Origin of the sequence: Negativibacillus massiliensis, from assembly GCF_900148495.1 — a bacterium.
GTDB lineage: Bacteria > Bacillota > Clostridia > Oscillospirales > Ruminococcaceae > Negativibacillus > Negativibacillus massiliensis.
The window spans coordinates 561409-580955 of record NZ_FTRU01000007.1 but is presented as its reverse complement, the minus strand read 5'-3'; the positions used below and the strand labels follow the sequence as shown (position 1 = coordinate 580955).

Sequence of the window (19547 nt, the reverse complement as noted above, 5' to 3'; positions counted from 1 at the left end):
CATATCTGATACGAATTAGAAACTAACGCAATATCACTGACTGTAAACATTCGAAAATTGTTACAAATCTTTTAATAGTAAAAGAAGCAAAACCAGAACATAAATTCTGGTTTTGCTTCTGATTTTTCTGCAAAAAAAGAGCGCTGCAATTTTTGCAGCGCCCAAGGGGGAAACAATTTGGTTGGAATAAGATTCTTTTTTTTCGTGAAAGTCAGGTGCTTTGTTACAAGTTTACTGATATTCTACAACATCAATCCAGCTCATCAGAAGCTTCCTTTCTTCCTCTTTCTTCTTGGTAAGCTGAGCAGCCGCTACGATTGGCAGCCAACGGTTAACGTACTGACGAGCAGTATCAGCCTTTTTGCAGAACAGTTTAAGGTACTGTTCTGCTGCATCTTTATTATGAAGTGCAAACAGCAGATAGGTCATAGCTGCATCTGCGGATGCATTGCCCTGTGCAGCATGAGCCCAGTCAATTACCCACAGTTTTCCTTCCTTGTCAACGATGATATTGCTTGGATTAAAGTCACCATGGCACAGTTTGTTATGTTTTGGCATGCTCTGGAGGCGTGCAGACAGCTCATAACGAGCAGTTGCATCGATATCCTTGAGAGAATTGATCTGATCTGCCAGTTTGTGACGCAGTGTTTTGATTGCTGGAACTCTCTGCTGATGGATCATCAGCTGAAGGTCAACAAACTGCTCCATATATTCATCCATTTTCTCTGGATGTTCTTCCATCAGCTGAGCCAGAGTTTTTCCCTCGATATGCTCGCGGGTGATGCTCCAACCACCCTCTTCTTTGGTAACTGCAAGAACCTTTGGAACATTAAGGTCTGTGTTTTCCTGAACGAGTGCTTCATTTTTTGCTTCGTTGAGTACACTGGACAGAGTATAGTTCTGGTCAAATACCTTAACTACCTTGCCATCCTGTTCGTAAATTGTTTTATGTGGTCTTGTAAAGATAATATTCTTTTCTGACATCTTGATGGTTCCCTCCTTAATATGGTTATCCATTCGGTCTGCCCGTCTTTGCGCCGTAGGCGAACAGAAGTTTTTTGTCAAACTTTTGTACACAAAAGTTTGTGGGGGTACGGGGGCAATACCCCTGTGACACCCAACAAAAACATTATATAAATCGATTGAGACTGATTGTTGTTTCGATACTGTCGCACGTTAGTGCGCGGGCGCAACACAGTGCGCCACGCAAATCGGAACAGGTTTCTACCGTCAAAAATCATCCACTGGATAATTTTTGAGTGTTGCTCTCTACTTGCAATCGGTTTTCGAGAACCTTTTCTCTTGCAAAAAGGTTCTCGAGCTCTCCCAATGAGCGCCTGACGATAAAGTGTTTCGCTCACTGCGGTGAGCGACCAAAGGCTCTGCCTTTAGAATCCGCGAGCTTTTTGTAAAAAGCTCGACCAAAAACTTTTGTTTTTGCTCTAATTCCCTTTCAAACTCTTACTCTCCGTAATACGCTTTGAGGTACATTTCCTTGATCTCGCTCATCAGAGGATATCTTGGGTTAGCACCGGTACACTGGTCATCGAATGCATCCTCAACCATGCGGTCCAGAGTTTCCAGGAAGTATTTTTCGTCTACACCGTAATCCTTGATGCTCTTCTTGATGCCAACTCTCTCTTTGAGATCTTCGATCTTCTTGATGAACAGTTCGAGAGTTTCCTTGTCATCCTTGCCGCATACACCGCAGAAGTGTGCACATTCTGCATAGCGAGCCAGGGTATGTGGATACTGATACTGAGAGAAAGTTCCCATCTTAACCGGAACTTCTTCTGCGTTGAATCTCAGAACATAGGAAATCATCAGTGCGTTTGCAACGCCGTGTGGCAGGTGATGATATGCGCCCAGTTTGTGTGCCATCGAATGACATACACCCAGGAATGCGTTTGCAAATGCCATACCTGCCATACAGGAAGCGTCTGCCATCTTTTCACGAGCATATGGATCATTTGCGCCGTTCTCGTATGCGCTTGGCAGGTATTCAAAGATGCTCTTCATTGCTTTGAGTGCCAGACCATCGGTGTAATCGGTAGCCATGATGGATGCGTATGCCTCCAGAGCATGGGTCAGTGCGTCGATACCGGAAGCGCTGGTCAGGCCTTTTGGCTGGGTCATCATGTTGTCTGCATCGATAATTGCCATGTTTGGCAGCAGCTCATAGTCAGCCAGAGGGTATTTTGTGCCGTCGCGGTCATCGGTGATAACTGCAAATGGAGTTACCTCGGAACCGGTACCAGAAGAGGTTGGGATTGCAACAAAGTATGCTTTTTCGCCCATCTTCGGGAAGGTGTAGACTCTCTTGCGGATATCCATAAAGCGCATAGCCAAATCCAGGAAGTTTACTTCTGGATGCTCGTACATTACCCACATGATCTTACCTGCGTCCATTGCAGAACCGCCGCCCAGTGCGATGATGCAGTCTGGTTCGAATGCGCGCATTGCATGTGCGCCGGCTTCTGCGCAGGAGAGGTTCGGGTCCGGTGCTACTTCATAGAAGCAGGTGTGCTGGATTCCCATTTCGTCAAGTTTATCCTCAATTGGTTTTACATAGCCATTTTTATAAAGGAAGGAGTCGGTAACGATGAAGCATCTCTTCTTGCCCATTACCTTGCCCAGTTCATCCAGGGCAACCGGCATACAGCCTTTCTTCAGGTATACTTTCTGAGGTGCTCTAAACCACAGCATATTTTCTCTCCTCTCGGCTACGGTCTTGATGTTTAACAGATGTTTTACGCCAACGTTCTCGGAAACGGAGTTGCCGCCCCAGGAACCGCAGCCCAGTGTCAGGGATGGTGTCAGCTTAAAGTTGTACAAATCACCGATACCACCGTGAGCCGATGGGGTGTTGATCAGGATTCGGCATGCCTTCATTGCTTCAGCATGCTTCATAATCTTTTCTTTCTGTGCCGGATGGATATACAGTGCAGCGGTGTGTCCGTAACCGCCATCTTCTACCAGACGTTCTGCTTTGGTAAGCGCTTCATCAAAGTCTTTTGCACGGTACATAGCCAGAACCGGAGAAAGTTTTTCATGTGCAAATTCTTCGGAGATATCAACCGACTCTACCTCACCGATCAGAATCTTGGTTTTTTCCGGAACATTTACACCTGCCATCTGTGCGATGGTGTATGCGGACTGACCAACAATCTTTGCGTTGAGCGCGCCGTTAATCAGGATGGTGTGGCGAACTTTGTCGATCTCATCACCTTTGAGGAAATAGCATCCTCTGTATTCAAATTCTTTTCTTACTGCGTCATAGATATCGCCAACAACGGTTACAGACTGCTCGGAAGCGCAGATCATACCGTTATCAAAAGTTTTGGAGTGAATGATGGAGTTAACTGCCATCTTGATATCAGCAGTTTCATCAATGATAACTGGTGTATTGCCGGCACCAACGCCCAGAGCCGGTTTGCCGGAGGAGTAAGCTGCCTTAACCATGCCAGGACCACCGGTTGCAAGGATGGTATCGGATTCACGCATAACCTCATTGGTCAGTTCCAGGCTTGGAACATCGATCCAGCTGATAATGTTTTCCGGTGCACCTGCTGCCACTGCTGCTTCATAAACAACCTTTGCTGCTGCAATCGTAGAAGCCTTTGCACGTGGATGTGGGCTGATGATGATAGCGTTTCTGGTCTTTAAGCAGATCAGTGTTTTGAAAATTGCGGTGGAGGTTGGGTTGGTAGTTGGGATAACTGCAGCAACCAGACCAATTGGCTCTGCAATCTTCTTGATGCCGTAAGCTGCATCTTCTTCGATCACACCGCAGGTTTTGGTATCGCGGTATGCATTGTAGATATATTCTGCTGCGTAGTGGTTTTTGATTACCTTATCTTCCACAACGCCCATGCCGGTTTCTTCTACTGCCAGTTTTGCCAGTGGGATTCTTGCTTTATTTGCTGCCATTGCTGCTGCAAAGAAGATTTTGTCTACCTGTTCCTGTGTATAGGTTGCAAACACTTCCTGCGCTTTGCGCATCTCTTTCATGCGAGCCTGGAGCGCATCCACATTGTCAATGATTGTAACTTCCGGCTGCGGTGCATTCGTCTTGGTTGCCATATCGTTTTTCCCCCTGTTTTAAAATGTGATGCTTGGAATTGGTTCTTTTGATCGTTCAAACCCCTGCATCAGCTGTGTCTGTATTCTAACTTGTTATTTTTTTAACGTTATTTATTTAACAATCACATTATAATATAAACGTGAACAACTGTCAAATGGTTTTTTCGCTTTTTTTATTTTTAATTCGTAAATTTTTTTATTCTCTAATCATTATGTTTTGGATAAATACTACAATTTGATTGTCCTGATGTCAAAACAAGGTATAAAAAAAGAGGTATGGTACCCAAGGTACCATACCTCTTTTCACGTTATTCTGTTACAGAGTAATAACCTGATCTGGTTTTGCGCCTTCCAGAGCAGGATAGATGGTTGGGAAGCATCCCACACCTGCTGGGAAAACAAGATCATTGGAAATGCCGCGCTGCTGGCAGCAATAATCGCAGCCAACCAGCATCATACCATTCTTTTCAGAAAGAGCTGCCAGACGTTTGCCGATCTCGCTGTCTTTGTGAAGCATGTATGCGTTGTCAAAGAAGAATACCATGCCCACAACATCCGCACCGTGAACACCTGCTTCCATCTGTGGAAGAATCATATTCTCCAAAATTTCTCTTGCATGATCAGACATAAAAATATAAGCGACTTTCATTTTACTCTGTCTCCTTTTTATTTTTTATCTGCATCCCCAAACAAAGCGTTGTGCAGACGATTCTTTTCCAGTTCAGATTTCTGGATGAATTCCAGCAGATCCTTATCTTCGTCGTTCTTGACATCGCCGTTGAGGGCAGATTTCAGTACGTTGGTCAGCTGATCCACATAGTTGTGGTACATAACATGGGTACGGTCACGCGGACGAGGAAGATCGATACGAAGATCGGTCAGGATTCTTCCATAGTCACGGGACATAACAATAACACGGTCACTCAAATAAACAGCTTCATCCACGTCGTGGGTTACCATCAGTGCTGTGGTCTTTTTCTGCATCAGCATCTGTTCCAGCTGCATCTGGAGCAGCTGTCTCATCTGAAAGTCAACCGCACCAAGCGGCTCATCCATCAGCAGTACCTTCGGGTCACATGCCATCGCACGCAGCAGCGCAACCCTTTGCTTCATACCACCGGAAAGCTCATGAATATAGTAGTTCTCGTATTCGCTCAGCTGTGCCATATCCAGAAGTTCTTTCAGGCGCTGCTGGCGCTGTTCTTTTGGAACTTTCTGTTTTTTCATCGGGTACATGATATTTTCCCCGACCTTGAGCCATGGAAACAGGGCATAGTTCTGGAACATAAATGCACGGTCCGGACCTGGCTTGGAAACTTCCTTGCCATTGACCACGATCTTTCCTTCATCCGGAGACTGGAACCCAGCGATAATGGTCAGTGTTGTAGTTTTGCCGCAGCCGGAAGGACCCAGAAGGGATACAAACTCCCCTTCCGAAATGTCAAAGGAAATATCCTTCAGAATCAGTTTTCTTTCCTTTGCATTGCGCCTGTCTTTAAAACTTTTGGTAATATTCTGTACTGAAATTGACATTTCGTTTTCTTCCCCTCTATTATTCATACGAATCCATCGTCAAAAACTTTACCTGTTTCCAAAACTGTGCGTCCATTCCCAGATCCTGCTGTAGTTTTTGGCCATCTTTCAGCTGCTCCACCGACCTGTTATAGCTTTTAATAAATTGGTCAAATTTTTCTGTCCCGATCAGATCTTCCCGGACAATCAGCACATAGGAGATATAATCATGATCGGACAGCGGAGCAAAAGAAAACTCAGGAACCAGTGTCGCTTTGGTCACATCCATCACCGCTGCGTCAATCTCTCCGGTCGACAAGGTATATGGCAGCATATTGGGCTTAATTTCCTCCACCGTTTCAATCTGTGGATAAGCTTCTTTTGCAAGGTTCTGCAGGTACAGGCGCTGCTGTCCTACCCCCAGCGTTTTAATCTGCTGGATGTCGCCCTGATAGGCGACAACTTCTGCATTCATAATCGCCGGCGCATAGATGACAAAGCGGTCATCCTCTTCCACCAGATGAGCTGCCTGATGGGAACAGCTCAGTGCCATATCAATTTCCTCTGAGCGCAAGGCCCATTGTGCAGTGTTGCTTCAGCAGTCCTGAAATTCATATCCTTCCATGGATTGTTCCGAAAGCTGCACCGGACTGTCCTGCTGGCTGAGAATCTCCTGCACCAGATAGCCGGAAATATCATCTCCGGCTCCGATGCGCAGCTGTGCCTGTGCGTTTTTCTCATTCTCCCTTGGAAGAATAAATTGCATGGCAGACAATACGACCACCAGTCCCACGCCTGCCAGCAAAATCTTTTTCTGTATCTCCATTAACAGCAATCTTCCATTCCATCACCGAACAGATCCATAGGCTGTCCATCGATCATGCGGTAGATTGCATATCCTGCTGCTCCGTCTTTTTCACCGGAAACAATAAATTCCATTTCCGCTTCTTCATCAATGTTCTTAAACTGAATTCCCTGATTTTCGATCGGAGCCGGAATCGGTTCTGTATAGGTATAGCTTCCATCCTGCTGAGCAATCGAAACCACCAAACGGGTGATCTCTCCCTCGGTTGGATCATCTTCCTTATAAATAATCAGCAGATCCTTGAGGGTATCGTTTGTAACATCCTCCTCACAGGCAAGTACAACCTTGCGCTGTGGATTTTCCTGCTGGAATGCTACTAATGCTGCGTTGTCGTCCTCGACCATCGGTGCATAGATGCGCTCACGGCGAGAACCGGTGCTTTTTTCGTTTTTCTCCGCTACATACTGGCTGAGGAAAAAAGCAATCACAACAACTACAAGAACAATGACTGCTTTTATCAGCAATGAAACTTTCTTATTGCTTTTTTTCGTCTTTTCTTCCATGCTTCTCCCATCCTGATACTTCGACTTCATTTATGCAACAGAAACCTTTGCAAACTGTTTCTTGAGCCACTTCCAACCTGCTACACAGGCATATCCGATCAGAACCAGGCTGCACAGATTCTGTACCCAATCCGGTGTTGTTACGATAAACCGGTTTGCAAGTTCAATCGTCTTATGTGTTGTGTCAAAGTCCATAACTGGCTTAAATCCCGGCATCAAAAGCTGGTTGGTGATATAGCCCACAACATTGGAAATAACGGTTACCATACCAAAATACATCAAAGCTGCACGCTTGCCGATTGTTTTGGAAATGGTAATCAGTTCCGGAATGTTGGTGGATGCACCTGCCATCAAAAAGGTAATTGCCACACCAGGAGCGGCGCCGCTTGCAACGATTGCCGCAATAAATGGAAGATGACCTACCGCACAAACATACATCAGTGCTGCAATGACGGTAATGCCAAACAAGGAAATAAAGCCCGGATTTCCAAGATAGGTCTGGATTGCGGACTGTGGTACGATGTTAAACAAAAGTCCTGCAATCAGCATGCCGGTAACTGCATATTTGGATACAGTCAGCGAAAGTTCGGTAAATGACCAGTGCAGTCCAGATTTGATCTTATCCATCACCGACATGGTTTCCTCTTCCAGCAAAATCGGACGCTCTGCCGCTTCTTCCTCCGAATACAGGCAGATTTCCTTGCCTCCAAAGCGGTTTGCAACGATACCGATGATCATCGGTGCAACCAGACCGGTGATGATGTAAATAATAGTAATCTTTGGTCCTAAAAGTCCCCAGGAAAGGATAACCGCAATCGGGTTGATCATTGGGGACGAGGTCATAAACGCAAGGGTTGGACCAAGATAAGCACCGGAATAGTACAAGCTGATTCCCAGCGGGATGGTACCGCAGCTGCAAATCGGAATCAATGCTCCGGAAATGGTGCTCCAGAATACACCGGATACCTTTTTGGTTCCAATGGAACTTTTTCTCATCTTCTCCGGACTCAAAAATTCATGCAGGAGTCCTGCGATAAAAAAGCTGAGAATCATCCAGGATGAGGACGTTCCCAGCATGTCAAATGCCGAGTTGATTACTCCGCCAATAAATGAAAAAAACTCTAACAACAACTGTTAATTGCCTCCTCAAATGCTGCCACAATTGTTTCCTTATTAATATTGCGGACCGCTTTGCTTTCATTGATAACCAGCATGCTCTTGGTGGTTGCTCCATACTTTTTGATGTAGCCAAAATCCTTGCCTGCTTTATAGATCACAACTTCCAAACGGCCTTCATACTCTTTTTTTAAGGATTCCACGAATCCGACATATACCTCGCATCATGCACAAGCGCAGATATATTCTACACATGGTTTCTTCATTTATTTTCCTCCTTTTTCTTCACGTACGGACTGCTTTCCCCTTCCGAACGCAAAAAGCCACATACTCTCAAACATACCAATCATAACAAATAATAGCAAAAAAAGAAACAATTATTGAAATTAACTATTAAAAAACAAAAAAAATTGAAAAATCCTATAAACCTATCGATTTTATCACTAAATAATCGATAAAAAAATATCTGTTATCGATAAAATCTATTCATCTGTTTTCGCAATTCAAAAAAGCAATTGGAAAAATCTATCGAACCATGCTATCATTTGGTGATGGATTATAAATAATTTGTAAATTTAAGGAGGTGAAAAATATGAACAGCGGTGAAAAAGAAGTGAATCGAATGGCGCAAGCTGCGAAAATGTCTGACCGCCGCAACTGGAAGAAACTCAACGGCAAAGAATTCAACATCTATACTCCAATTGCTGTGGGTGTAATCTGTGTGGTATGGTTTTTTGCTGCACACATGTCCGAAAACAACTTCCTATTCCCAACACTGGAATCGGTACTGTTTAAGACTGTGGACTCTCTGCGTGACCTGTATGTACTGCGAAACATCGGCATTACCTTACGTCGTGTTTTGACCGGTACCCTGTACGCATTCCTGGTTGGACTTCCACTTGGTCTGATTATGGGCTATTCTCCAAAGATGCTCAAAGCACTCGCTCCGTTCATCAACTCACTTCGTCAGATTCCAATTATGGCCTGGGTTCCGCTTTCCATTGTCTGGTTTGGTCTGGGCGATGGTCCAACCATCTTCATGATTGCGTTCAGCGGTGTCTTCACCATCATCCTGAATACCATTGCCGGCGTACAGGACATCAGCAAGGATTTCTACAATGCTGCAAGAAGTATGGGCGCCAGCACATTGGATATCGTTAAGGATATTGTTGTTCCCGGTGCTTTGCCCGGGGTTATCACCGGCATCCGCCTTGCAATTGGTATGGGCTGGATGTCTGTTATCTGAGCGGAGTTCATTGCGACAAGTGCCGGGTTCGGCTACTTAATGGTTGAGGCTCAGGGAAGAATGGAAACTGCTACCATCATGGCATACATGCTGATTGCTGGTCTGGTCGGATTTGCAATCGACCGCATCATGCTGCTGGTAGAAACTGTCCTGCTTCGTTGGAAAGCAGACTAACATTCTTTCCGGGAATCTAACAGGTTTCCCATTGGCGAGGCCTCAATCGGTGGATTTTCGCCAAAATTTTCTTTTGGTTCTTTCTGCTGTTCTGTCCGGGTCAGCAGATGGAAATAAGTTAAAAGGTTTTATTGAGGAAGGAAGAAAAGCATGACAATTCGAAAAAGACTTTTATGTCTGATGCTTGCCGCTTCCATGCTGATGATGGGTCTGAGTGGCTGTAAAGACAGCAGCAACGATACCAATACGGTACAGATCGATTATAACGCAGAGGAAGAAGTGGCTAAGTACAAGGATTATCTTGGTGAGCTCTCTGACGCAGACAAAGACTATGTCATTGAGCTTGGCTACAACAACTGTGACCACATGGTTGCTTCTCTGATCGGCCAGGGAAGCGGCATCTTTGATGCACTTGACTTAAACGTCAACGTTACCAAAACCGGTCAGATCATGGAGGCAATGGCTTCCGGTGAGATGGACGTTGGCTATCAGGGCATCAATGGCGCAATCCGTTCTGTAAATAACGGTGCACCTCTCTTCATGGCAGCTGCAAACCATCTGGGTGGTTCCTACTATCTGGTAGTCAGCAACGACATCCAGAGCCCGGAAGACCTGGTTGGCAAAAAGCTGGCTATCGGCAGCGAGGCAGAGACCGGAACCGAATGGTGCGGTTGGGCTGAAAAGCTGGACATTCCAGTTGTAACAGAAGGAAACTATGAAACCGTAGATATGGGCGCAACCGATGCCCTGATTGCTATGAAAGCCGGTCAGATCGACGGCTTTGCAACGTGAGACCCGTTTGCCTCTCAGGCAGAGTTCGAAGGTATCGGACACGTTATGGCAACCGACTGGGGTTACAAAGGAAGCAAACTGGGCGTTGACAGCGACAGCAATGACCTGGATAACTGGGGTATCTGCTGCGTATACGCTATGAGCACCAATTTCTACGAAGAGCATCCGGAACTGGCAAAACGTCTGGTTCTTGCTCACGCACTTTCTGTAAAATACGTTTACACACATCCATACAATGCAGCAATGATCTTTGCTGATGCTTACGGTACAAAACCGGAAGTTGCTCTCAATACAATCTATATGAAGACTGTAAAAGAGGGTCGTACCCTGACCTGGCAGTTCTCCGAAAAGAATCTGGAGAATCTGGTTGCAAACTGGAACCAGTATGACACCATTCCAGAAGAGGACAGAATCAAGATCAACGACCTCCAGAGCTTTATGTCCACCGACCTCATTGAAGAGTGCGGTGTGGAAGACTTCCACGACTTCATTGAAAATGAAGTAGAACCACTTTATCCAACCGGTATCAGCTTTGAAGACTGGCTTGCAAAAGCTAAAGAAATTGATGGTATCACCACCAATGAATACGACGACATTGCTGAAATCACAATGAACGACTAGTAATCATATTCTGACTAAAACAAGTGACCTGTCCGGGGTCACTTGTTTTAAAATAGGTTAAGTGTTTTTACAAAAAGAAAGGAAGAAGAAAAAGCATGACAATGCGCAAAAGACTGTTGTGCCTCATGCTTGCTGCTTCGATGCTGATTGTTGGCTTGACTGGCTGTAAAGACAGCAGCAATGATACCAATACCGTACAGGTTGACTACAACGCAGAAGAAGAAGTGGCTAAGTACAAGGATTATCTTGGTGAAATCCCTGAGGCAGACAAAGATTATGTCGTTGAGCTGGGTTATCGTAACTGTGACCACATGGTTGCTGCTTTGGTTGGAGAAGGAAGCGGCATCTTTGACGCACTGGGTCTTACCGTAAACATCACCAAAACCGGCCAGATCATGGAAGCAATGGCTTCCGGTGAAATGGACGTCGGCTATCAGGGTATCCAGGGCGCAATTCTTTCCGTAAACAACGGCGCACCACTGTTCATGGCAGCTGCAAACCATCTGGGCGGTTCGGAATATCTGGTTGTAAGCAACGATATTCAGGAACCAGAAGATCTGATCGGTAAAAAGCTGGCTATCGGCAACGAACCATGGAAGAGTCCACAATGGAGTAACTGGGCAGAAGATCTTGGTATTCCAGTTATGACTGAAGGAAACTACGAAATCGTTGATATGGGTGAAACCGATGCCCTGCTTGCAATGAAGGCAGGACAGGTTGACTGCTTCTCGACGTGAGACCCTGTTGCCTCTCAGGCAGAGTTCGAAGGTATCGGACACGTTATGGCAACCGACTGGGGTTACAAAGAAGATGGCACAGACGGCAACGATCTCGACAACTGGGGCGTTTGCTGTGTATACGCAATGAGCAACAACTTCCGCGAAGAGCATCCAGAACTGGCAAAACGTATGGTTCTGGCACATGCGCTCTCCATCCAGTACATTTATCAGCATCCATACAATGCAGCAATGATCTTTGCTGACGCTTACGGAACAAAACCAGAAGTAGCACTCAATACAATCTATATGAAAACTGTAAAAGAGGGCCGCACCCTGACTTGGCAGTTCTCTGAAAAGAATCTGGAAAACTACATCGCAAACTACACCAAGTTTGATCACATTCCAGAAGAAGATATTCCAAACATCAATGACGTAGAAAAATTCATGTCTACTGACCTGATTGAGGAATGCGGCGTAGAAGACTTCAGTGATTTCATTGCAAACACTGTAGAACCAATGTATCCAACCGGAATCACATTCGAAGACTGGCTTGCAAAAGCTAAGGAAATCGACGGTATCACCACAAATGAATATGATGATGCTGCCGAGATTACTATGAACGACTAATTTTCGCTCATCCAAATTCCCTGAAACAAAATTTAGTCTAGTCACACATCATTTTTGAGCTTTCAAAAACAACAAAAAAGTCTGTACTAACCATACAGACTTTTTTTAAGCTCTTTTTCAATATAGGAGAACAACATGCAAGAAAAAATCCAGAATATTCATCAAAAATTTAATGCTCCACAAAACGAAATTCGCCTTGCGATCATGAATTTTATCGTTGACAATCATCGTCCATTCTCCCTGAAAGAGGATGGCTACACCGCACTCAAAGGAATCACCCTCTCCTCCGCAGAAGATTTTTCCTCGATTACCGAAGTCCTCTGCGAAAAAGACGGCATGGTGACCGATGAGGAAGGAAACGTAAACTTCATCTATCCGGTTTCTGCGCTTCCTACCAACCACCATGTTACCCTTGCTGATGGCAGAGAATTCTGCGCAATGTGCGCAATCGATGCAATCGGTTCCGCTTTCACCTTCCATCAGGATACCGAAATCCATTCCAAGTGCAGCTCCTGCGGTGCGGATGTTTTTGTCCGCGTGAAGGACGGCAAAATTGTCGAACACAGCCCAGCTGATCTGCACGCTCTGACCTTCACCCTGGGTGAAATCGCAAACTGGGCAGGCTCCTGCTGAAACGCCATGAATTTCTTCTGTAAGAAGAACGAAATGGAACAGTACATCGCAGATATGGAACTTGACCTGAGCACCGTTATTCAGGCGGATATGGATATCGCATTAAAAGAAGCGATTGCAACCTTTAACGTATAATCTCTCACCCACTGTCTTTTTTCAAAGGCAGTGGTTTTTTTTCTTATTTTTATCACGGTGTCAAATTCTTCTTTGGGATTTTGTGTGACTTATTTCTTGTTCTACTTTTTTCTCTATGATACAATAGAAGGAAACTGTTTTATAAAAGCTGATTTTTGAAGGAGATGACCTCATGCAAACTGATTCGAAAGTTGTTCTTTTCGAACAGACCCCCATTCCAAAAGCGGTCGCTCAGTTGGCTGTTCCAACTGTACTGAGCTCGCTGGTTATGGTAATCTACAACCTCGCTGACACCTTTTTTGTCGGCATGTTAAATGACCCGGTACAGAATGCTGCTGTTACCCTTGCAGCCCCTGTTCTGCTTGCTTTTAACGCTATCAACAATTTGTTTGGTGTTGGCAGCTCGAGTATGATGAGCCGTGCACTCGGCCGCAAGGACTATGAAACTGTCTGGCGCAGTTCTGCCTTCGGCTTTTACTGTGCACTGATCTGTGGTGCTCTTTTCTCCCTTGCATGCACCGTATTCCAGTCTCCGCTTCTTACCATTCTGGGTGCAGACAGTGTTACCACCGAAGCTACCGCCGCTTATATGAACTGGACCGTATCCTTTGGTGCTGTTCCTGCCATCCTGAACGTTGTTCTGGCATATCTGGTACGTTCCGAAGGTGCTGCACTGCATGCCAGCATCGGAACCATGAGCGGATGTATCCTCAACATCATCCTCGATCCGTTCTTTATCCTCCCGTGGGGACTGAATATGGGTGCAGGCGGTGCTGGACTTGCAACCTTCCTCTCCAACTGTGTTGCCTGCCTGTACTTCTTCGTTCTGCTGTTTGTAAAGCGTGGACGCACCTATGTCTGCATCAATCCAAAGAAATTTGTTCTGAAAAAGGATATCGTCACCGGTGTCTGTGCAGTCGGCATTCCGGCTTCCATCCAGAACCTGCTCAACGTTACCGGCATGACCATCCTCAACAACTTCACCTCCGCTTATGGCGCGGACGCTGTTGCTGCAATGGGTATCTGCCAGAAGATCTACATGGTGCCGATGTATGTTTCCCAGGGTATTTCCCAGGGAATTATGCCGCTGATCAGCTACAACTACTCCAGCGGAAATGTTCCTCGTATGAAACACACCATCAGCTTTTCCCGCAAAGCAGCGCTTACTATCATTATCTCGGTTGCAGCTCTGTTCTTCCTCTTCCCGGGAACCTTTGTTGAGATGTTCATGAAGAACGAAACCATCATCGAATACGGTTCTCATCTGCTGCGCGGATTCTGCCTCGGACTTCCATTTTTGTCCATCGACTTCCTAGCTGTCGGTGTTTTCCAGGCAGTCGGCATGGGACGCGAATCCTTCCTGTTTGCGATCCTGCGTAAGATTATTCTGGAAATTCCGGCTCTGTTTATCCTCAATGCCGTATTCGGTTTATATGGTCTGTGCTACGCACAGTTTACCGCTGAGGTCATTCTCGCAATCGCTGCTATTTTGGTTCTCAAAAAGCTGTTCCGTCGTCTGGAAGCGGAAGGGACTGGCCTGCAAGCTCCATCAGAAAAATAACTTTCTAAACATAAAAAAGCGACAAATCATAAATGATTTGTCGCTTTTTGTTTTGATAAAACATTGGTTAACGCACTGAATGCGAACAAAAGTTTTGTCAACTTTTTCAAAAGTTGTCCAATCCAGAGTGAAACTCTGGTCGCTCGTCGCAACGAGCGAAATACTTTATCCGTGAAAGCGCATTTTTAAGAGCTCGAGAACTTTTTGCAAGTGAAAAAGTTCTCGAAAACCAATTACAATCACAGACTAACCTCAAAAATTATCCAGTGGATGATTTTTGACGGCTGAGACCTACATTTGAATTCATGATATTTTTTATTCTGAGTGATTTTCTGTAAGAATCTCTTTGTCCATGACTGATATAGCACAGACAGCAGAAAAATCTCCCACCGGGAGGTTTTTCTGGAAAGTGCGTGTCGTTTTTCTATTAAGGGGGCTTTTCTCTTGCAAAAGCCCCCTCTTTTACAATCCAAATCTTGGATTGTAAAATTCACCCGTAAAGGCGCTTGACGATAAGAGTTGAACAAGTTCAACTCAAGTGTTTCGCACTCTGCGGAGCGCGCCTAAAGGCTCTGCCTTTAGAATCCGCCACCTTTTGAGAAAAGGAGGGCATATCTTTTAGATATGCCCGACGAAAACTTTTGTTTTCACCCAACTACCTGTCTTTGCGCCGTAGGCGAACAGCTTTGGTACTTTCTCAGAAAGTACCAGCCTGCCTAGTTAAAAGCAGCAAGGCTGGACTCGATCTTCTGCAGCAGTTCCTGTGCTTTTTCAAGTTTTGCTCTCTGCTCATTGATAACCTTTTCCGGTGCTTTTGCAACGAATCCAGGATTGTTGAGCTTACCGGAGAGGAATGCAATATCTTTCTCGCAAGCCTGTTTTTCCTTGGTCAGTCTTGCAATTTCCTTCTCGCGGTCAACCAGCTGAGACAGCGGCATAAAGATTTTTGCACTGTCGGTGATAACCTGTACGCAGGACTGTGCATCCTCTGGAGCACCCAGAACAATCTGGTCTGCCCATGCAAGACGGGTCAGGAAAGCTTCAGACTGTCGGAAGATCTCTTCGGAAGCAGTCTCGATATAGAGAGTAGCTTTCTTGCTCGGCGGTACATTCATCTCGGAACGGCGTGCACGAACTGCTTTGATTGCGTCCATAACCTTCTCGAATTCTTTTTCTTCTGCAGAGAAGTTGAGCTCTTCACGGTATACTGGCCAAGCAGAAACCATGATGCTTTCGCCTTCATGCGGCAGAGCCTGCCAGATTTCCTCTGTGATGAATGGCATGAATGGATGCAGGAGTTTGAGGGTGTTGGTCATAACATAAACCAGAACCTTGCGGGCAGTGTCGGAGCCTTCCCCATCTTCCCACAGTCTGGATTTTGCAAGCTCTACATACCAGTCACAGAATACATCCCAGATGAAGTCATACAGCTTGCTGACAGCAATACCAAGCTCGAATTTTTCGAGGTTGTCTGTTACTTCCTGAACCAGCTTGTTGTATTTGCTCAGAACCCATTTATCCTCGATTGCCAGATCGTTTGGCAGTTCCAGGCTCATGTTTTCGTCCTTGAGGTTCATCATAACAAATCGGGAAGCATTCCAGATCTTGTTTGCAAAGTTACGGCTTGCAATTACCTTTTCATCGCTGAAGCGCATATCGTTGCCTGGGGTGTTACCGGTAGCCAAAGTGAAACGCAGAGCGTCTGCACCGTACTGGTCGATGATTTCCAGTGGATCGATACCGTTGCCCAGAGATTTGGACATCTTTCTGCCCTGTGCGTCACGAACCAGGCCGTGGAACAGAACGGTGTTGAATGGAATATCGCCCATATGTTCCAATCCGGAGAAGATCATTCTTGCTACCCAGAAGAAGATGATGTCGTAGCCGGTTACCAGAGTGCTGGTTGGGTAGAAGTATTTGAGCTCTTCGGTGTTATTTGGCCAGCCCAGAGTGGAGAATGGCCACAGAGCGGAGCTGAACCAGGTGTCGAGGGTATCCTCATCCTGATGCAGGTGGGTGCTACCGCACTTCGGACATTTTTCCGGTGCTTCTTTTGCAACGATTACTTCGCCGCAGTCCTCACAGTAGTAAGCTGGGATGCGGTGACCCCACCACAGCTGACGGGAAATACACCAGTCTTTGATGTTTTCCATCCAGTTGAAGTAGGTCTTGTTCATGCGTTCTGGAATCAGTTTGATCTGTCCATCACGAACAACATCAATTGCAGGTTTTGCCAGAGGTTCCATCTTAACAAACCACTGTTTGGATACCATTGGCTCTACGGTTGTGCCGCAGCGATAGCAGGTACCAACGTTGTGTGCATGGTCCTCTACTTTGATCAGATAGCCCTGCTCTTCCAGATCTTTTACGATTGCTTTTCTTGCTGCATAACGTTCCATACCAGCATATTTGCCGCATGCTTCGGTCATGGTAGCGTCATCGTTCATTACTTTCAGAATTGGCAGGTTGTGACGACGTCCAACTTCATAGTCGTTCGGGTCATGTGCCGGAGTGATCTTAACAACACCGGTACCAAATTCCATATCAACATAGTCATCGCCAACGATCGGAATCTCACGGTTAACCAGTGGAAGAGTAACGGTCTTGCCGATCAGATTCTGGTAACGTTCATCCTTTGGATTTACTGCAACTGCGGTATCGCCCAGCATGGTTTCCGGACGGGTGGTAGCAAGGATCACATCACCGCTGCCATCGGTCAGTGGGTAGCGCAGGTGCCAGAAGTGACCTGCCTGCTCCTCATATTCAACCTCAGCATCCGAGATGGAGGTCATGCAGTGTGGACACCAGTTGATGATACGCTCGCCCTGATAGATGAGGCCTTTGTTATAGAGGTTTACGAATACTTCCTTAACTGCTTCGGAACAGCCGTCATCGAGGGTAAAGCGCTCTCTATCCCAGTCACAGGAGGAACCGAGTTTTTTCAGCTGCTCAATGATTCTGCCGCCGTATTTGCGTTTCCATTCCCATGCACGTTCCAGGAAACCTTCACGGCCGAGGTCCTCTTTGGTGAGTCCTTCTTCCTTCATTGCGTTTACAATCTTAGCCTCAGTTGCGATCGAAGCATGGTCGGTTCCTGGCAGCCAGAGGGTTTCATATCCCTGCATTCTTCTGAAACGGATCAGAATATCCTGCAAAGTTTCATCCAGTGCGTGACCCATATGCAGCTGACCGGTAATGTTCGGTGGTGGAATTACGATGGTGTATGGTTTTTTGTCAGGATTTGGCTCAGCGTGGAAATATCCGCCGTCCAGCCAAAATTGATAGGTGCGGTCCTCTACCTGTTTTGGATCATAGATCTTGGACAGTTCTTTCATAAGACAGGTTCCTTTCTTAAAATTTAAATTTCATGACAGCTTTTCCCGGGAAATAACGATCTCTCCGGAAATTTCCCGGGAAATCACAGATACAGAGCGGCTGCAGAAGAATTTTCTGCAATAAAAAACTCCTGTCCCTTGCAAACGCAAAGGACAGGAGAATATTTCCTGCGGTACCACCTTATTTGGCAGAGATTCTGCCCACTCAGCACGTGCATCGCTACACGCCGAACCGGTAACGGGGTTCAGCCGTTATGGTCTACTGAGAAAAACAAAGCTGTTTTTCTGTTCGGCATACACTCAAAGGCTACTTTGTCGATTCCGCTTTCTGCCGGCTTTTCAGCTTCCGCCGGCTCTCTGGGAGTGCGCTGATCGTTTTACTTCCTTCTCATCGATTTGGGATATGCTGTTTTTGATACAACCTTAATCTATCATGATTCTGCTGCTTTGTCAACTTTTTTTAGACACAATTTCACCTTACATAAAAAACATTTGTCTGCAAATACTAACTGTGTTTTCTTTTGGAGGTGTTTTTTGTGCAGCAAGACAGAATCAAGCCGTTTCTTTTTTATACCGGATTTTTCCTTTGCCTGCTTGTCTGGGGCTTTGTCCTTCTGCGCTGGTTGATTCCAGCCACCCTTCCCTTTTGGCTGGGGCTTCTCATCGCGTTTTTGCTTCGTCCGCTCACCTTAAAAATTTCCGGCAAGCTGCACCTAAGACGCCGAAAAGCTGCCGTATTCGCCACCATCTTATTTTATTCTGTCCTTGGCATAGCACTCTGGCTTTTACTAAGCCTTGTTTGGGGACAGCTCTGTGCTTTAACGGCAAATGTTCCCGAGCTTTACAAAACCTTGTTTCTTCCGACACTGGCACACTTTTTCGAGTGGCTTTCCGATCTTCTGTCCCGATTTGTGCCGGACCTTGCCGGAACCGTTCAGCTGTGGATGCAAAGCTTTGCTCAAACCGCCGCAAGACTTTCCTCCAACCTTTCTTCCTGGCTGCTGGAGATCTGCACTCAGATGGCGGCAAAGCTCCCCATGTGGTTTTTGAGCGTCATTGTCACCATCTTCTGTTCTGCCTTCATTTCGCTGGATTTTCCCAAAGTCACCGGCATCTGCTTTTCTGTCCTTCCGCAAAAATATCGCCCTGTCCTGATCGAACTCAAAGATTTCCTGACCTCTACCCTCTTCTCTATGATAAAAGCTTATGCTCTCCTGTTGGGAATCACCTTTCTGGAGCTCTGTGCCGGTCTCTGGCTGCTGGGTGTACAGTACTTTCTCCCGATTGCTGCTGGGATTGCCCTGCTCGATATCCTTCCTGTCCTTGGAACTGGAACGATACTGATTCCATGGGTTCTGATTTCCTTCTTAACCGGGAACCGCTCCTTTGCAGTGGGGCTTTTGCTCCTCTATCTGTTTATCACCATTGCCCGAAACTTTCTGGAACCCAAAATTGTCGGCGACTGCATCGGCTTGCATCCGCTTGTCAGTTTGGTCTCCATTTATGCAGGGCTCTATCTATTCGGCGTTATAGGTGCGCTGCTGATGCCCTGCCTTGTGTTAACCGCAAACTTTCTGTATCAAAAACGACATCCCGCCTGAAAATCAGACGGGATGTTCTTTCTT

Annotated in this window: 15 protein-coding genes and 1 other annotated feature; of the genes, 6 read left to right on the top strand and 9 right to left on the bottom strand. The window is 46.0% G+C overall.

Annotated features, from left to right (window positions below):
- Nucleotides 1-231: 231 nt before the first annotated feature.
- From BQ5375_RS05625 to saoT, 8 genes are all read right to left on the bottom strand, one after another.
- Nucleotides 232-990 (bottom strand): phosphotransferase, encoded by a 759-nt coding sequence (locus BQ5375_RS05625; RefSeq protein WP_076917594.1) that lies wholly within the window; start codon nt 988-990, stop codon nt 232-234.
- A 471-nt stretch (nt 991-1461) separates the two neighbouring features.
- Nucleotides 1462-4083 carry a bifunctional acetaldehyde-CoA/alcohol dehydrogenase gene (gene adhE, locus BQ5375_RS05620; RefSeq protein ID WP_022132688.1) on the bottom strand — a complete coding sequence of 874 codons (2622 nt, stop codon included), beginning with the start codon at nt 4081-4083 and terminating at the stop codon, nt 1462-1464.
- Between the two features lie 316 nt (nt 4084-4399).
- Nucleotides 4400-4732, bottom strand: a complete 333-nt coding sequence (gene saoD / locus BQ5375_RS05615) for a DsrE-related protein SaoD (RefSeq protein ID WP_022132689.1) — start codon at nt 4730-4732, stop codon at nt 4400-4402.
- Nucleotides 4733-4749: 17 nt separating this feature from the next.
- Nucleotides 4750-5616 carry an ABC transporter ATP-binding protein SaoA gene (gene saoA / locus BQ5375_RS05610; protein WP_076917547.1) on the bottom strand — a complete coding sequence of 289 codons (867 nt, stop codon included), beginning with the start codon at nt 5614-5616 and terminating at the stop codon, nt 4750-4752.
- Nucleotides 5617-5635: 19 nt separating this feature from the next.
- Entirely contained in the window at nt 5636-6421 is a 786-nt protein-coding gene (gene saoB / locus BQ5375_RS05605) for an ABC transporter substrate-binding (seleno)protein SaoB (RefSeq protein WP_239591073.1), read from the bottom strand.
- Nucleotides 6421-6963: a Cys-Cys-COOH (seleno)protein SaoC gene (gene saoC, locus BQ5375_RS05600; RefSeq protein WP_022132693.1), complete on the bottom strand. Its 543-nt coding sequence runs from the start codon at nt 6961-6963 to the stop codon at nt 6421-6423. The genes saoB and saoC overlap by 1 nt, the downstream gene beginning before the upstream one ends.
- A gap of 30 nt (nt 6964-6993) precedes the next feature.
- Nucleotides 6994-8094, bottom strand: a complete 1101-nt coding sequence (gene saoE, locus BQ5375_RS05595) for an efflux transporter SaoE (RefSeq protein WP_022132694.1) — start codon at nt 8092-8094, stop codon at nt 6994-6996.
- Nucleotides 8085-8345, bottom strand: coding sequence for a thioredoxin-like (seleno)protein SaoT (gene saoT, locus BQ5375_RS05590; protein ID WP_240067709.1), 261 nt, complete (start codon nt 8343-8345; stop codon nt 8085-8087). Before saoT ends, saoE begins: the two co-directional genes overlap by 10 nt.
- A 326-nt stretch (nt 8346-8671) precedes the next feature.
- Between saoT and saoP the strand changes: the two genes are divergently transcribed.
- The 5 genes from saoP (at nt 8672) to BQ5375_RS05560 (ending at nt 14587) form a co-directional block, all read left to right on the top strand.
- Complete coding sequence (gene saoP / locus BQ5375_RS05585) at nt 8672-9499, top strand: ABC transporter permease subunit SaoP (protein ID WP_239591054.1); 828 nt, start codon at nt 8672-8674, stop codon at nt 9497-9499.
- A gap of 150 nt (nt 9500-9649) precedes the next feature.
- Nucleotides 9650-10912 carry an ABC transporter substrate-binding subunit SaoX gene (gene saoX / locus BQ5375_RS14635; RefSeq protein WP_248000900.1) on the top strand — a complete coding sequence of 421 codons (1263 nt, stop codon included), beginning with the start codon at nt 9650-9652 and terminating at the stop codon, nt 10910-10912.
- A 95-nt stretch (nt 10913-11007) separates the two neighbouring features.
- Nucleotides 11008-12258 carry an ABC transporter substrate-binding subunit SaoX gene (gene saoX, locus BQ5375_RS14630; RefSeq protein WP_248000901.1) on the top strand — a complete coding sequence of 417 codons (1251 nt, stop codon included), beginning with the start codon at nt 11008-11010 and terminating at the stop codon, nt 12256-12258.
- Between the two features lie 135 nt (nt 12259-12393).
- Nucleotides 12394-13026 (top strand): MerB-like organometallic lyase SaoL, encoded by a 633-nt coding sequence (gene saoL / locus BQ5375_RS05565; RefSeq protein WP_238493469.1) that lies wholly within the window; start codon nt 12394-12396, stop codon nt 13024-13026.
- A 172-nt stretch (nt 13027-13198) separates the two neighbouring features.
- Nucleotides 13199-14587: an MATE family efflux transporter gene (locus BQ5375_RS05560; protein ID WP_022132702.1), complete on the top strand. Its 1389-nt coding sequence runs from the start codon at nt 13199-13201 to the stop codon at nt 14585-14587.
- 716 nt (nt 14588-15303) lie between these two features.
- Here the strand turns inward: BQ5375_RS05560 and BQ5375_RS05555 are convergent.
- Entirely contained in the window at nt 15304-17922 is a 2619-nt protein-coding gene (locus BQ5375_RS05555) for a valine--tRNA ligase (protein WP_076917545.1), read from the bottom strand.
- 146 nt (nt 17923-18068) lie between these two features.
- Nucleotides 18069-18323, bottom strand: a binding site (T-box leader).
- A 135-nt stretch (nt 18324-18458) separates the two neighbouring features.
- Between BQ5375_RS05555 and ytvI the strand changes: the two genes are divergently transcribed.
- Nucleotides 18459-19523 (top strand): sporulation integral membrane protein YtvI, encoded by a 1065-nt coding sequence (ytvI, locus tag BQ5375_RS05550; RefSeq protein WP_022132705.1) that lies wholly within the window; start codon nt 18459-18461, stop codon nt 19521-19523.
- The last annotated feature ends 24 nt before the right edge of the window (nt 19524-19547 follow it).

What these genes read in the sequence shown, in the direction of transcription:
- adhE (WP_022132688.1), bottom strand. Translation starts at nt 4,083, where the DNA reads ATGGCAACCAAGACGAATGCACCGCAGCCGGAAGTTACAATCATTGAC.
- saoD (WP_022132689.1), bottom strand. Translation starts at nt 4,732, where the DNA reads ATGAAAGTCGCTTATATTTTTATGTCTGATCATGCAAGAGAAATTTTG.
- BQ5375_RS05555 (WP_076917545.1), bottom strand. Translation starts at nt 17,922, where the DNA reads ATGAAAGAACTGTCCAAGATCTATGATCCAAAACAGGTAGAGGACCGC.
- saoA (WP_076917547.1), bottom strand. Translation starts at nt 5,616, where the DNA reads ATGTCAATTTCAGTACAGAATATTACCAAAAGTTTTAAAGACAGGCGC.
- BQ5375_RS05560 (WP_022132702.1), top strand. Translation starts at nt 13,199, where the DNA reads ATGCAAACTGATTCGAAAGTTGTTCTTTTCGAACAGACCCCCATTCCA.
- saoC (WP_022132693.1), bottom strand. Translation starts at nt 6,963, where the DNA reads ATGGAAGAAAAGACGAAAAAAAGCAATAAGAAAGTTTCATTGCTGATA.